Consider the following 12,382-nt stretch of genomic DNA (forward strand, 5'->3'; position numbering starts at 1 on the left):
CTCGCGCCCACCCGGGCTGCTCCGCTCAAGATCGTCATTCTTCCCCTGATTCGACGCTCATCGACGCCCGAGCAGCGCCCGAGCGGAACCTCGCCGTGCACGACGGTCGTCCCACTGCTGCCGGAGGAGCCGGAACTTGTCCGCCTGGCTGGCGAGCAGGTCGGCCAACGCCTGCGGATTGACCGAGCCCGTCGACCGCTTTCCACGAATCGCCTTCTCGATGTCGAAGGCGTCGGCGAGCACGCGTGCGGCGTCGGAGACCTGGTATCCGTGCCGGCCGGCGACCTCGACCAACAGCCCGGGGTCTCCGGGATAGGGCGGGATGTCGGCGGAAATGGCGGCGGCGATGTACTGCCCGACGACGATCTGGGCGTCGCGCCAGGGGATCCCGTCGTTGAGGGTCAGGTCGTTCGCCAGTGCGAACGCGCCCAGATACTCCCGCCGGCAGGCTTCCCGCATCCGGTCCGACCGGAAACGCAGGTTGTCGACGACGGTCGAGAAGAGCCGCAGGGCCGTCCGCGTGGTGGCGACGGAGACATGGAGGTTCGCGGTCGCCTCCTTGGACACCTCCACCATGTTGGAATAGGGCGTCGAGCGTTGGGCGAGGACGATGTCCACACCGAAGGCGCCGAGATGCGCCAGCTTTCCGCGGATCCGCTCCAGGATCGGGAAGTTCTTCTTCTGCGGCATCGCCGCCGAGATGCCGGAAAGCTCGTCAGGCAGGTCGATGAAGCCGTACTCGTTGCTGCCCCAGGTCATGAGATCGGTGACGAAGCGGCTCAGTTCGGCACCCAGAATGGAGAATTCCGCCATCATCTCCAAGGCCAGCGACCGGGACGCCACGGCGGTCAGGGCGTGCGGAACCGGTCCCGCGAAGCCGAGCAGGTGCGCCATGCGGTGCCGGTCCCAGGGCAACTCTTGGCCGGCCATCGAGCCCGCGCCGAGCGGTGAGAGGTCGTTGCCGTCGTAGGTGGCGAGCCAACGGCGCAGGTTGTGCAGAATCTGCTGGGAGAGGGCGGCCAGGTAGAAGCCGGGAGTGATCACCTGGGCCGCCTGGAGGTGGGTGTATCCCGGCATCAGCAGGTCGGTCGTGCCGTTGGCGAGTCGATGGACAGCCTCACCGAGGCCCAGCAGGTCCTCTGCCGCCCCACCCAACCACTCGCGTGCCGCGAGAGCGTGTGCGGTCGCCTGAGAGTCGTTACGACTGCGGTCGACGTGCCAGGCCGGGACCGGCTCGGTCAACTGACCATGCACCCACTGCTCGATGGCCATCGACGTGTCGGACATGTTGGTGGCGGGGTCGGCGCTGAGCGTGGACTCGTCGATCCTGCAAAGTCTGTCCGCGATGTCTCGTCGTTGATCGCCGGTGATGACTCCCATCCGCTCGTACTCGAGCAGGAGGACCACTTCCACAGCGAGATAGTGAGGAAGCAGGTGAGTCATGTCGAAGTCGAACTGCGGTCGGAGGATTTCGTCATGCACCTGCCGGGACGGACCGCTGGACAACCGTCCTGACATCAGGGCGGAGCCCTCGGGAACGAGTTGCAACTGAAGACCCCCGTTACGGAGCTGCACGGCCGGACTGCAACCCGAGTCCGCGCCCCGGGGCGCGTGACATCGCCTGCGGATCGGACCGCCTCGAATGAAGGACAGTCACCTGAGGTGGGTGCGACGATTCACAAGGAAGGCGCGATCGGCGGCACTGGACGAATTCGACGCTTGCCGTCAGCAGACATGAGCCCAACTCCCCCGTGGAGCGATTACGAACTCGTGCAGGCAACGGAGCATGAATCGGCAGTTCGTGCCAATGCGCGGTCTTCGATGGGGCGAGAGTAGCCGCGCGCCTCACGCCCCGCAAGGGACTGCATTTCGCGCGCTATGTCTGGTACAGGTCGTATTTGTTCTTCCCAGCACCCGGCTCCGAAGCACCCGCCTGGGCACCCCAGGGCCCCGGCAAAGTCGTCAGGTGATGCCGAGTAGTGCCAGGGGGCGGCTGCTGTCGCGGGCGTGATGTCGGTTGGCGGCGGCGATGTTGGTGATTCCGGCGGTGCGGAGGGCGCTGATGGCGGCGTTGCGTAGGGCGGCCATGACCTCGGGTCCGGTTCCGGTGCGGATTTGGGATCGGTCTTCGTCGTAGGTGACGTCACGCACCCAGTGGATCTTGTTCTCGATCGACCAGTGGCCGCGGATCCATGCGGCCAGCTGTGCCGGTTTTGCTTGGTGCACGCGCAGGTCGGTGATGGCGTAGATGGTCTCGGTGGTGAAGCGTTTCGGCTGGTCCAGGCGCCGTCTGCGGCGGCGGATCTGTAGGGCTTGAGCGGCGTGGGGGAAGTCGATGCCGGTGGAGATCGTCAGGGTCTTCACGGTACGGATCTCGCGGCGGCCGTGCCCGCGGTCGGTGTCGCGGAAGGCGTCCGGGACGGCCCGCCAGGGCAGACCGGAGAGCTGGCTGTGCAGGCTCGGTTGGTTGCCCTTGACGGTCAGGATCCAGTGCGCGCCGCGTTCGGCGAGGTAGTCGACGTGCTCACGCTGGCAGTGCAGCGCGTCTGCGGTGATCACGGTGTCGCGCAGGTCGTCGATCTGGTCGAGCAGCGGCTGGAATCGGGTGATCTCATTGGTCTTGCCGTTGACGTCGGTACTGGCCAGGACCACGCCGACCGCCTGATCGCAGGCGGCCATCACATGCCGGGCTGCGGTGTCGGTGGTGCGCGAGCCGCGCAGGGTCTTGCCGTCGACCGCGATCGCTCGCCGGGGCCCCGACGTGCCGGTAGTAGCCCGGCTGGCAAGCCAGACGCTGACTGCCGCGGTCAGTACCTGCGGGTCTATAGCCTGCAACAGCCGGCGGATCATCGCCTCGGACGGACGCCGATCCGGGGCCATGCCCAGCGCGAACGCAGTCGCCGCCGGCACGTCGGCGACCCACTCAGCGATCGCGCTGTACGACCGGTTGCCGGCCACCACCGCGCACACCGCAGCAGACACCACCACCGACAGCCGGTGCCGCACACCTCGCCGGGCCCGCGGATCAGGCAGATCGGCCAACGCAGCGAGCAGTCCGCCAGCGGCTTCGGACACGGTCAGAGCCGGTGCACACGACACCGACGAGATCAGCGATGATGGCAGGGCGGGCATGACTCACTTCGGCGATCAACACGGCGTAGGAACCTTGATGATCTTCTGAAACGGTCATGCCCGTCTTGCTGCCATCAACAACGGCGCTTCTACTCCAGTCCACTCAAGTCAGACACCGTCACGACTTTGCCGGGGCCCTGCTGGGCACCCCAACGATGGTGGGACTTTTCCCCCGGCCGGGGCCACCCATGGCCATTGATACTGCTGGCAGGCTGACGGCCAGGACGGACGAGTGCCATTGGCGCGTGGAAACTCGGAAGGTGTCAGGGGATTTGGTTGACCCCATCCCCTCGTCAGCCGACACGGGACAGTGCCTGTCTGCACGTGGCCCCTTCAAGCGGAATTCCAGGCTCCGTCGATGGCGCTAACTGGAAGCATCATCCGCGACTACCGACCGTACGGGCGGGCATGGCGTTCCGACCCCCCGGACGGCGACAACTTCCCTTCCACCGCCCGTGCCGGCGGCACGGCTCATCGAGCCGGTCTTGGCGATCGAGGCATTGTGGGACGGCGATACGGCGGATAGGGCGTACTTCTCCTTGCCGTCGTTCACCGGCCCAGCGCGCGACACCCGCAGTTCGACGAGCAGGAGCTGGCGTTCGTTCACGGTCGCGGCGCACCAGTGCTCCACCAGCACTGGTCTGCTTGGCACTCCAACGTCACTTGGCTCCGGCGTTGGGCGTGGCGCGGGCATGAAGACGGCCACCGCGTTGATCATCGATGGTTCGTGAGGACAACCGAAGATCGTGCGGCGGCCGTGTGCCGCAGCGTAGACCCCGCCGGGTGGCGGGTCATCCTGGACGAGGCCGTGACACGTGTTGCTGACCGGTTCGTGCGGGCCGGGCCGCGCGCGGCGGCGGCGCAGTTCGTGGAAGGGCAGCTGTCGGGCATAGAACGCAAGACCTGCTGGCCCCTCGCGGAACGGACGGGTCACGACGATCCGCAGGCGATGCAGCGGCTGCTGCGTACGGCGGCGTGGGACGCAGCAGGAAGGCTTCGCCCGGATCCGGACCTCGTCCCCGGCCCGGCTCACCTGGATCAACCCCGCCAGCGAGATTTTGACAAGACCCGTTGGGTCAATGTCGAGGTCCTTGAAACCCACGCCAACAAGGGCGAATACTGACCTAAATTACGCGACACCGGGCCCCACCAGGACGGAAACAAGCATTATCTTCAATCGGGTCATCACGGACCGCACCCCGCGCGATCACGAGAGGTAGCTGGTTGCGCACCTTGCGTGAATGCCGAGCGTGACGAATACTGGATCGGACCGATCGGCTCACTTCCACTCCGCAAGTTGCCTCATTTCCGCGCGCAGATCCGAATGGATCTGTTCGCCTCCCGTGCGCCAATTCGGGCCGCCGCCACAGTAAGAACGAGTTGCCCTTTGCCGTGCTCTCCGAACGCGGATGCGCCCTGCCCGGGAACACCACAATCGAAAGGAGAAAGGCTACATGCCCTTGTCCGTGCCCGACCTCGCCTCGCTCGACGACACCCCGGTGACGATCCGGTCGACGGCATTTCCCAACGTGTTCCTGCGACTGGCCGGTGGTGGCGTGACCGCCGCCACCTCCACCGGCGGTGGGTACGTCAACTGCCAGTACACCCCGGTCGGCGACTTCGAGCGGTTCAGGGTCCGCAGGCAAACTGACGGCACGTACTCGTTCGAGTCGGTGTTCTTTCCGAACGTGTACGTGCGGATGGACGGCACCGGTGTCACCTCGCAGACCGTCAACGGTGGCGGAACGGTGAACTGCCAGTTCACCCCGGCCGGCAGCCCGCCCAGCGCCTACGAGCGGTTCAAGGCCAAGGCGCAGGCGGACGGGTCGATGTCGTTCGAGTCGGCAGCCTTCCCGAACGTGTACCTGCGTATGGAAGCTTCCGGGTTCACCGCCAACAACGGCAACGGTGGCGGCACGGTGAACTGTCAGTACAACGCCAACGGCGGGTCGCACGAGAAGTTCTTCATCAACATGGTCGACCAGCGGCTGAACTTCGCCATGCAGCCCCAGGTGCAGACCCAGTGGTGCTGGGCGGCGAGCGCGGTCAGCATCGCCGCGTTCTACAACGCGAACACGAACTGGACCCAGTGCTCGCTGGTCAACGCGGAGCGCGGGGTGAACAACTGCTGTGGCGACGCCGGCGCGAACTGGCCGTGCAACCAGGGTTCCTGGCCGGAGGGGCCGATGCAGCGGGTCGGGCACCTTCGTGAGCGCTTGGTCGGCGTGCTGACCCCGGCCCAGGTCGGAGCCGAGTTGGCCAAGTCCCGGCCGTTCGCGATAAACACGGCCTGGGCCGGCGGCGGGGGGCACATCCTCGTGGTACGGGGACGCTACGTCGCCGACGGCGTGGAGTACGTGAGCGTCGGGGACCCGTGGTACGGGGACTCGGACGTGACGTACGAGGCCTTCCGGAACCGGTACCAGGGCAGTGGTAGCTGGACCCACACCTACAAGACGCAGGCCTGAGGAGCTACGGAATGCCGGTGCACATGCCCGACCCGCAGGGCGTACCCGACAAGGTCCGCGCGAAGCTGAACGCCCTCGCCGACAGCGGTCGATTCTCCACCAAGGCCCTACGCCAGGCCCGCAAGGAGAACCTCGACCTGAACACCCCGCACCAGGTCTTCACCCTCGGACTGGACGTCGTCACCGCCGGCGGCGGCCTCGACCAGGCGCAGCCGGTCGGCTGGCGGTTCCTGGTCGTCGACGGCGGCCAGCTCATCGCCAGCGCCGAGACCGCCGAGAAGCCGGACGGCACACACGAGGTGGCGCAGTTCACCGAGGGGCCGTTCGTCGCCGCCACCGACAAGGCGCTGAAGATCGCCAACCGGCTGCCCCAGGTAGCGGCGGCGAGCTTCGAACTGCGCCTGCTCCGCGTGTCCGCCCTGTATGTGATGGCGCTCTGGTTGCATTCGCCGCTGGTCGACCTGCTGGTGCCGCTGGCTCCGTCGCCGATCGGCAAGGACGGCAAGCCGCTACTCCCGGCTGTGTTCCTCGACGACCTGCGCAAACTGGCCGGCAAGATGGGCCCGCCCGAAAGTTCCGCCTAACCGCCTGCCGGGGCCAGGGCCGCACCCTGGCCCCGGCAGGCGGTGCGGACGGCCCGGCGGGGCCCGCGATCAGGACCATTCGGAGACCTCGTAGTCGCCCCTGTCGCCACGGGCCCGCATCGTGGCCACCACCGCCTTGGCGTCGGACTCGAACGGCGTCCGGGCCGCCTCGACCACCTGCCAGCTCCCTCCCGGCGCCAGACGAGCCACCCTGCGGCCGATCGCAACCTCGCCTGCGCGGGCGCGCAGCCGCTCGGCGAACAGATGGCCGGCCGTCGCATAGCCCGACAGGAATGGGTGACCCCCGCCTCCACCGGTAACCATGAGCAGTTTCTGCCTTGTGTGGTTCGTCAGCGTCGCGCCTGTGACCCCATGGCCTGCTCGGAATCCCCACCCTTCGTATCCGTGACAGCGAGGGCTGGTCGGCTGGAGAACTCCGCATCAGTCGCGTTGGAGCGATCCAACAGCAGGCACCTTCGCGACATGGGGCTGGTGCAAGCCGGTCAGGGGGTCACACGTGCGTAGATGGTGGATGCTGGCGCTCATCCTGCGGTTCGTCGCGGTGTCCGGCGTCGCGGAGCGGGCCTACCTCACCCGCCGCCGCGACCAGCTCGCCAGCTGACCGACACGTGGCGCCAGCCCGTCCCAGCACCGTTCGTGGCCAGATCAGTGTCCATGATCATGAAATGCCGATCACGGCGTGGGCGGAGGCTTGGCCTTCTGCGGGTAGATCGTCTCGTGACGGGCCAGCATGGCGACGAACTCGCCGATCTTCCGCTCGCGGGTCTGCGCCCGTTTGACCCCGTTGACACGGTGGATGAGAGCGAACCGGTTGGTCTTGGTGAGTACGTCGAACATGGCCTGGGCGGCGGGGTCGGCAGCGATGGCGGCGAGGAGGTCGTCCGGCACCTCGGCTTCCGACGGCGGGGCGTAGGCGGCCGCCCACCGCCCGTCCGCCTTCGCGGCTTCCACCGCGGCCCGGCCGGAGGGCAGCATCCGCCCCTGCTCCTCCAGCCGCGCCACGTGGGCGACGTTGCGTTGCGACCAGGAACTGCGGGGCCGGCGCGGGGTGAACCGGATCCAGGAGGTCTCCTGGTCCCGCTTACGAGCCTGCCCATCGATCCAGCCGAAACACAGGGCCTCGTCGACCGCCTGCTGCCAGGTCAGCGTCGTGACCGTGCCGCCCTTCCTGGTCAGGGCGAGCCAGACACCGGGCGACGTGGCGTGGTTGGCCGACAACCACGCCCGCAGCGACTCGGCGTCCACGACGATCAACTCATCCAGTTCGGCGCTCACCATGACGGCAGGCTATCGCTGCGCCGTGGCCGCAGCCTCTGCCTGTGGGACAGCCCGGCTCGTCGGGCTGCCGGCGCATGCCGTTCGGCGATCCCTCTTCGGTCCACGCCCTGTGGAACTGTGCGCACTCGGCCGCCAATGACCCCACTCCTCGAACGCGTTCTCAGACCGCTCGAACCTCGGCGAGCCGCCTGACCGCGTACTCGTCGTCCCAGCGACGGCGGCTTCCCAGGCGGCCGACGCCTGCCCGGTGATGTCGAGCGCGCCGTCGTCGAGGCCGGCGGCGTTGCCGGGCAGCACGAGGTCGGGGACGTCGACGTACGACTCGTCCCAGTCGATCAGCGCGACCTGCTCGCGGTCATGCGGACGTTGCCAGGGTTGTTGGGTTGCCGTGGACGACGCACGTCCGACGTCCGGTGAGCCGCGCCCACGCTGCTCGGCATCGAGCAACACTCTCCGGGGGCATCGCGCCGAGGTCGATCTTCGTCCCGGTCTCGGCGTGCAGGAGGTCGGTCGACGATCTGCGGCCTGTCGGGGGCGCGCTGTACCGTGCCGCCTCGTGAACGCCTTGCTACGACGGTTCGTCGAACTCATCGAAGCCGACCTGGCAGCCGCCGACTTCGTCCGCCGCGGGCCGGTCTTCCGGTACTTCGACCGCGATGGCAACGGCATCGCCCTCGACATCCAGCGCACCACCGCGCTGAGGGGAGAGGTCGAATTCTTCATCAACGTCGGGGTGCTGCTCGCCCCGCACCTGCGGTACTACTTCGGGGAGAACGATCCCCGCCGTGACGCCATGCCGCACCACAGCGTCTGGCACCACCGACTGGTGGCGACCGACGACACCGCGGAGCTGTCCGACCACACGTTCTCGCTGGCCACGGAAGCCGACGCGGAACGCGCCGCCACCATCGTGCGGACCTGGCTGGCGGAGAACCTGCCTCGCATGAAGAGCTGGCTGGGCGACTTCGACGCGATGCTCGCCGCCATCGAGGCAGACCGCGACCGATCCGCCCGGGCCCGCGCCGAGCAGCTCGCCTCCGGACGGTGGAAGGCCGGCCGTTGGCCGGACGGAAGTTGGAGTGGCGGCGTCATCCGCGCCTACGCGCACGCTCAGCGCGGCGACGTGGACGCGGTCACGGCCGAGACCGCGGGCTGGCACGACCACAGCCCCGACTCGCTGGCCGCCGACGCCCTGGCACTCGCCAGCCAGCGCCTCACCGAACGGCAGGGATGATCGTGGGCTACTCCGGTCTTGTCATCATCGCCCGCACCGGCGACACGCGGCTCGACGAACTGGCGTGCGTCGACGACCTGTTCGTGGCCGTGACCGACAACGTCCGCGCCGACGGCTGGCGGATCGGGTTCCTCGGCCCGGTCGACGACACCTCGCCCGACGACCTGGCCAACGACCTCGCGCTGGAGACGACGGCACCGGCCATCGCGCTGTCGGTCTTCGACAGCGACTGCGCCTTCGCCACGGCGGCCGACCCCGCCGGCGAGGCCGTCGAGTTCTACCTCAACGAGGAGGTCGTCCGGGCTCTCGTCGACGACGACGACAGGTTCGAGCCGCTCAACAGCCAGGCCGCCGCCGGACTGCTGCGATGGGCCGAGAAGGCGGGCCTCGTCGCCGGCCCCGATCGACTCGCGAGCGCACTTGAGGAGCGTCCGGGTCCGTTCGGGGACGGAATCGTCGAGCTCACCGGGGCCCTCGGCATCGCGGCGCCTCCCGGCTAGAGATCGCGGGCCGCGCGGATCGCGGCGGAACCGGAGACGAATGTCGAGTTGGCCGGGCAACGTCGGTTCGGGTCCGGCACGATGGGCTGGGCGGTGTCGGTGTCCGGCTGCTGTTGGGCGTACATCTGATCCTCGCGGCCGTAGCCGGACGCGACGGTGACCACCGGCACCACACTCGCCAGACTCGGAGCCGATGTCGGCATGCTGCCCCTCGCCGGGGCAGCCGGGAGGAGGACGCGATGCGGGCCGTCCAGAAGGTCCGCCATCGACGGGCCGACGTCGACGGACTGGAAGTGTTCTTCCGCGAGGCCGGGCGCCCCGGCCAGCCGGCGGTACTGCTGCTGCACGGATTCCCCTCCTCGTCGCACACGTTCCGCGAGGTCATGCCCACACTCGCCGACGTCGCGCACGTGATCGCGCCGGATCTGCCCGGCTTCGGGATGTCCTCGTCGCCAACCGTCGACGACTACGACTACACGTTCGAGAACCTCTCCTGGACGATCGAGAACCTTCTCGACCAGCTCGGGATCGAGCGCCTCTTCGTCTATCTGCACGACTTCGGCGCGCCGGTGGGATACCACCTGGCCACCCGCGCCCCGACCCGCATCCGCGGCCTGATCGTGCAGAGCGGCAACGCGCACCAGGACGGCCTCGGCGAGCAGTGGGACAGCGCCCGGGCCTACTGGGCCGACCCGACCGACGCCAAGCGCGCCGACCTGCCGGACTGGTTGAACTTCGCCGGTACCCGCGACCAGTACCTGGCCGGGCTGCCCGAACGGCTGCGCGCCCTGCACGCACCCGAGTCGTGGCACCTCGACTGGGAGCGCATGAGCCGGCCCGGCAACGTCGACGCGCAGTTCGCGCTGTTCACCGACTACGCCAACCACGTCGCCCGCTTCGATGAGCTCGCCGCGTACCACCGCGCTCACCAGCCGCCGGCGCTCGTGCTGTGGGGACGGCACGACGCGTACTTCGACGTCGACGAGGTCCTCGCCTACCACCGCGTTCTCGAGCGCCTGGACGCGCACATCTACGACGGTGGCCACCTCCTGTTGGAGACGCACGCGGCGGAGTGCGCCGAACTCATGCGGGCGTTCGTGCTCGACAACGCGTGAGCCGGTCCACCCGTGGGCGCGACGTTGCCAAAAGCGTAACAACCTGGTTACCCTTTCGGCGTGGACGAGGTGGCTGCCGCGATCGCCGATCCGGTTCGGCGGGAGATCCTGCTGATGCTGCGCGACGAACCGCTCTCGGCCGGCCAGATCGCCGACCGGTTCGTGATCAGCCGGCCGGCCGTCAGCCGTCACCTGCGCGTGTTACGCGAGGCCGGCCTGGTGCGCGACACGGCCGACGGACGCAGGCGTGTCTACACGCTGGTCACCGCGCCGCTCGACGAGCTGACCGGGTGGCTGGGACGGCTGATGCGCCCGTCCGGCTGGCAGCACCGCCTCGACGCGCTGGAGACCGAGGTCTACCGCACCCGCCGCGAGCGGCAGACGGCCGCCAAGCGGCACCCATCGGAGAAGGAGACCGCATGAGCCCCACACCCACCGGCCGACTGATCGGCGACGACCTCGTGCTGACCCGCACGTTCCGCGCTCCCGTGGCCGACGTCTGGGCCAGCCTCACCGATCCGGCGCGCACCGCACGCTGGTTCGGCCCGTGGCAGGGCGATGCCGCGCCCGGACGCACGATCAAGGTCCAGATGGCGTACGAGGAGGGCGAGCCCTGGATGGACATGACCATCGACGCGTGCGAACCGCCGCACCGGCTGGCGGTTTCCGCGGTGGACGAGCACGGCAGCTGGCATCTGGACCTGGTGCTGGTCGAAAGCGCGGGCGTGACCGAGCTCCGGTTCACGCAGCACCTGACCGGCACGGAGGGCGTCGGCGAGGTCGGACCCGGTTGGGAGTACTACCTGGACGCGTTGACCGCCTCCCATGACGGCCAGCCGGCGCCGGACTTCGACGACTACTACCCCGCGATGAAGGAGCACTTCGAAGCGCAGCGGTAGAGGTGATGTGATCAGGACGTCGATCCGAAGGGGGCACGGTGGGGCGCAGCGCGATCATCTTCCACGGGACCGGCGGCAACCCGGACGCGTGCTGGTATCCCTGGCTGGCAGGGCGGCTCGCGGCCCGGGGATACGACGTCGAGGTGCCGCACCACCCGGGCATCAACGTCGAGCCGATCGCCACGTTCCTGCCGAAGGTGCTCAACGGGCACAGCTTCGACGAGGACACGGTCCTCGTGGGCCACTCCGGCGGCGCGGCCCTCCTGCTCGCGCTCCTGGAACACGTGGACGTGACCGTCGCCCAGGCGATCCTGGTCGCCGGATACTGCACCCGGCCCAACACCGAGGAGGAACCGGTCCTCCAGCAGGGCTACGACTGGGCCGCGATCCGGTCGCACGTACGCGACATCTACTTCATCAACTCCCGGGAGGATCCGTACGGCTGCGACGACCGGCAGGGGCGCGCCATGTTCGAGCGGCTCGGCGGCACCCAGATCGTGCGCGACGACGGGCACTTCGGCGACTACGACCAGCCGTACGAGCGGTTCGAGCTGCTCGACCGGCTCATCCCCTGACGCCGCCGGCGCGACGGCACCGACCCGTCGGACCGGTCCGCTAAGCGGTGAGCCCCTTGGCCATGATGTGCTCCCTACGCAGACCGTCGGGCATGAGGTCGCCGAGCTCACCCGTGTCACGGAAGCCGTTGCGCCGGTAGAGCGCCCAGGCGTTCCTGTTGCCCTCCGCCACGGCCAGGCGCAGAGTCCTCGCGCCAACCAGCCGAGCCCACTGCTCGACCGCCCGCACGAGGAGGTCGCCCACACTCTGGCCACGTCCCACCGGCGCCACGTACATCGAGATCAGCTCGACAACGCGATCCTGATCGGTCGGCACCCCGCTGGCCATGCCGACGGGATGCCCGTCGAGCGTCGCCACGACGTTGTATGAGCCGGGAATGGCCAGCCGACCGCGCCAGCGTTCCTCCCGGTCGCCGTCACCCTGCCAATCCGCCAGTTGGGAACCGAAGGCGTACGGCGCCTCCGCCAGCGCGGCGAGCCGCAGATCCCGCCAGGTCTTCCAATCGCCCTCGGTGAGCACACGCGTCTCGATCACGTCGCGAAGGCTGCCGCAGGTGTGGAGACCAGGCAACCTGG

The 12,382-nt window shown here is 68.6% G+C and carries 14 protein-coding genes; 9 read left to right on the forward strand and 5 right to left on the reverse strand.

What is annotated here, in order from left to right:
* Window positions 1-57: 57 nt before the first annotated feature.
* Window positions 58-1,575, reverse strand: a complete 1,518-nt coding sequence (locus OG989_RS27390; protein ID WP_327028922.1) for an argininosuccinate lyase — start codon at window positions 1,573-1,575, stop codon at window positions 58-60.
* Window positions 1,576-1,962: 387 nt separating this feature from the next.
* Complete coding sequence (locus OG989_RS27395) at window positions 1,963-3,132, reverse strand: ISAs1 family transposase (protein WP_327027839.1); 1,170 nt, start codon at window positions 3,130-3,132, stop codon at window positions 1,963-1,965.
* Between the two features lie 727 nt (window positions 3,133-3,859).
* On the opposite strand from OG989_RS27395, the gene OG989_RS27400 reads away from it, so the two are divergent.
* The 3 genes from OG989_RS27400 (at window position 3,860) to OG989_RS27410 (ending at window position 6,184) form a co-directional block, all read left to right on the forward strand.
* Entirely contained in the window at window positions 3,860-4,255 is a 396-nt protein-coding gene (locus OG989_RS27400) for a hypothetical protein (RefSeq protein ID WP_327028923.1), read from the forward strand.
* Window positions 4,256-4,586: 331 nt separating this feature from the next.
* On the forward strand, window positions 4,587-5,600 hold the full coding sequence (locus OG989_RS27405) for a papain-like cysteine protease family protein (RefSeq protein ID WP_192581205.1): 1,014 nt from the start codon (window positions 4,587-4,589) through the stop codon (window positions 5,598-5,600).
* Between the two features lie 11 nt (window positions 5,601-5,611).
* Window positions 5,612-6,184, forward strand: a complete 573-nt coding sequence (locus OG989_RS27410; protein ID WP_327028924.1) for a hypothetical protein — start codon at window positions 5,612-5,614, stop codon at window positions 6,182-6,184.
* Between the two features lie 693 nt (window positions 6,185-6,877).
* On the opposite strand, the gene OG989_RS27415 is transcribed toward OG989_RS27410, so the two are convergent.
* Window positions 6,878-7,483, reverse strand: coding sequence for a YdeI/OmpD-associated family protein (locus tag OG989_RS27415; protein ID WP_151452297.1), 606 nt, complete (start codon window positions 7,481-7,483; stop codon window positions 6,878-6,880).
* Between the two features lie 556 nt (window positions 7,484-8,039).
* Between OG989_RS27415 and OG989_RS27420 the strand changes: the two genes are divergently transcribed.
* Window positions 8,040-8,717 carry a hypothetical protein gene (locus OG989_RS27420; RefSeq protein ID WP_327028925.1) on the forward strand — a complete coding sequence of 226 codons (678 nt, stop codon included), beginning with the start codon at window positions 8,040-8,042 and terminating at the stop codon, window positions 8,715-8,717.
* A gap of 2 nt (window positions 8,718-8,719) precedes the next feature.
* On the forward strand, window positions 8,720-9,217 hold the full coding sequence (locus OG989_RS27425) for a hypothetical protein (RefSeq protein ID WP_327028926.1): 498 nt from the start codon (window positions 8,720-8,722) through the stop codon (window positions 9,215-9,217).
* On the opposite strand, the gene OG989_RS27430 is transcribed toward OG989_RS27425, so the two are convergent.
* Window positions 9,214-9,390 carry a hypothetical protein gene (locus tag OG989_RS27430; protein WP_327028927.1) on the reverse strand — a complete coding sequence of 59 codons (177 nt, stop codon included), beginning with the start codon at window positions 9,388-9,390 and terminating at the stop codon, window positions 9,214-9,216. The two genes, OG989_RS27425 and OG989_RS27430, sit on opposite strands and share 4 nt — an antisense overlap.
* 66 nt (window positions 9,391-9,456) lie before the next feature.
* Here OG989_RS27430 and OG989_RS27435 point away from each other — a divergent pair, with 66 nt between their 5' ends.
* From OG989_RS27435 to OG989_RS27450, 4 genes are read left to right on the forward strand one after another with little or no spacing between them, the layout of a single operon-like run.
* Entirely contained in the window at window positions 9,457-10,332 is an 876-nt protein-coding gene (locus OG989_RS27435) for an alpha/beta fold hydrolase (RefSeq protein WP_327028928.1), read from the forward strand.
* A gap of 60 nt (window positions 10,333-10,392) precedes the next feature.
* The gene (locus OG989_RS27440; RefSeq protein ID WP_151452301.1) at window positions 10,393-10,755 is read left to right on the forward strand and encodes a metalloregulator ArsR/SmtB family transcription factor; all 363 of its coding nucleotides are present in this window, start codon (window positions 10,393-10,395) and stop codon (window positions 10,753-10,755) included.
* A complete protein-coding gene (locus tag OG989_RS27445; RefSeq protein WP_151452302.1) occupies window positions 10,752-11,231 on the forward strand; it encodes an SRPBCC family protein in 480 nt (159 codons plus the stop codon). The genes OG989_RS27440 and OG989_RS27445 overlap by 4 nt, the downstream gene beginning before the upstream one ends.
* Before the next feature lie 38 nt (window positions 11,232-11,269).
* On the forward strand, window positions 11,270-11,806 hold the full coding sequence (locus OG989_RS27450; RefSeq protein WP_327028929.1) for an RBBP9/YdeN family alpha/beta hydrolase: 537 nt from the start codon (window positions 11,270-11,272) through the stop codon (window positions 11,804-11,806).
* A 40-nt stretch (window positions 11,807-11,846) separates the two neighbouring features.
* Here the strand turns inward: OG989_RS27450 and OG989_RS27455 are convergent, their stop codons facing one another.
* On the reverse strand, window positions 11,847-12,341 hold the full coding sequence (locus tag OG989_RS27455; RefSeq protein ID WP_151452304.1) for a GNAT family N-acetyltransferase: 495 nt from the start codon (window positions 12,339-12,341) through the stop codon (window positions 11,847-11,849).
* Between the last annotated feature and the right edge of the window lie 41 nt (window positions 12,342-12,382).

The organism is Micromonospora sp. NBC_01740, assembly GCF_035920365.1.
GTDB lineage: Bacteria > Actinomycetota > Actinomycetes > Mycobacteriales > Micromonosporaceae > Micromonospora > Micromonospora reichwaldensis.

Bases quoted from the DNA above. Each gene is read 5' to 3' on its own strand.
- OG989_RS27395 (WP_327027839.1), bottom strand. From the start codon at position 3,132: ATGCCCGCCCTGCCATCATCGCTGATCTCGTCGGTGTCGTGTGCACCG.
- OG989_RS27405 (WP_192581205.1), top strand. From the start codon at position 4,587: ATGCCCTTGTCCGTGCCCGACCTCGCCTCGCTCGACGACACCCCGGTG.
- OG989_RS27410 (WP_327028924.1), top strand. From the start codon at position 5,612: ATGCCGGTGCACATGCCCGACCCGCAGGGCGTACCCGACAAGGTCCGC.
- OG989_RS27415 (WP_151452297.1), bottom strand. From the start codon at position 7,483: ATGGTGAGCGCCGAACTGGATGAGTTGATCGTCGTGGACGCCGAGTCG.
- OG989_RS27435 (WP_327028928.1), top strand. From the start codon at position 9,457: ATGCGGGCCGTCCAGAAGGTCCGCCATCGACGGGCCGACGTCGACGGA.
- OG989_RS27445 (WP_151452302.1), top strand. From the start codon at position 10,752: ATGAGCCCCACACCCACCGGCCGACTGATCGGCGACGACCTCGTGCTG.